This is a genomic window from Mesorhizobium sp. M7A.F.Ca.US.014.04.1.1 (assembly GCF_003998745.1).
GTDB lineage: Bacteria > Pseudomonadota > Alphaproteobacteria > Rhizobiales > Rhizobiaceae > Mesorhizobium > Mesorhizobium ciceri.
Genome location: NZ_RZRW01001079.1, coordinates 1 through 1,126 on the forward strand (window position 1 = coordinate 1; position 1,126 = coordinate 1,126).

Below are 1,126 nucleotides of genomic sequence, written 5' to 3' on the forward strand. Positions count from 1 at the left end.
TCATCGCCGGCAGTGTCCGCCGCCCTGGCATCACTTGTCCCATCGCGCTACAGCGACCCGGCGTCGGCTGCGCTGCGGCACGTGCTTTCGGAAAAGCTCGGCACCTCCTCTGATCAGATCGTCTGCGGCAATGGGTCGGAGGAGTTGATTGCAGCACTTTGCCGCGCGTATCTGCAAAAGGGTGATTCGGTCTTGACCGTCTCACCGTGCTTCGGCTTGCACGAGATCGAGCCCATGGCGGCCGGTGCACAAGTGCTCAAGGTGCCGATGACACCAGCACTCGATTATGACGTGGACGGGTTGGCGGATGAGCTCACACGCAGACCAAAGATCGTTTTCGTCTCATCGCCTTCCAATCCGGTGGGGCGGGCCTTGTCGCGCAGGGCACTCGACCGGCTGCTTGACGCGGTGCATCCCACGACATTGTTCGTGTTGGATGAAGCCTATTTCGAGATGATCGACTCCAGCTATCCGGATGGCCTGCAGGTGCTGAGCGGTCGCTCGGATCTTTCCTGGGTTGTGCTACGCACCTTCTCCAAGGCCTATGGTCTCGCTGGCTTGCGTGCGGGCTACGGCATCGCCTCGGATGAAGGCATTGCCAGGGTGATGCGTTCATGCATGACCCCGTTCAACGTCAACGCGGCCGCGCAGGCTGCCGCCATTGCCGCGCTCCAGGACGAAGCATGGATGCTGCAGACCACGGCCAAGATACGGCACGACCGAAACATCCTCGCCGATCGCCTGGCCGGATTGGGTGTCCGCGTTGTCCCGTCCCAGACCAACTTCCTGTTCCTCGACTTGGCGACCCAAGCTGCCCCTGTGGCTAGCGCCCTGATCAAAAAAGGCATAGTCGTCAAGCCATGGATGGAGGCCGGCTATCGTCACTTTCTGCGGGTGAGCATCGGGACAGCAGGGGACAATGAACGATTTGCGACAGAACTCGGGCACATCCTCGGCCTCGCATAGTGGCGACGGAAAGCTGCCTTGAACACACAGTCTTCCACCAAGAAGCGCTCGGTCGGTAGAGCAGGCGCTATCGGCTTGACGCGGGAGCGCGTCGTGGAGGCCGCCATTACCCTGATCGACGACGAAGGAATAACCGGATTCTCAGTCCGCGCTCTCGCCC

At 61.2% G+C, this 1,126-nt stretch carries 1 protein-coding gene; it reads left to right on the plus strand.

Annotation, left to right across the window (positions count from 1 at the left end):
• On the plus strand, positions 1-966 hold a 966-nt coding region (locus tag EOA22_RS34620), incomplete at its 5' end, for an aminotransferase class I/II-fold pyridoxal phosphate-dependent enzyme (RefSeq protein ID WP_127390664.1).
• Positions 967-1,126: the final 160 nt, after the last annotated feature.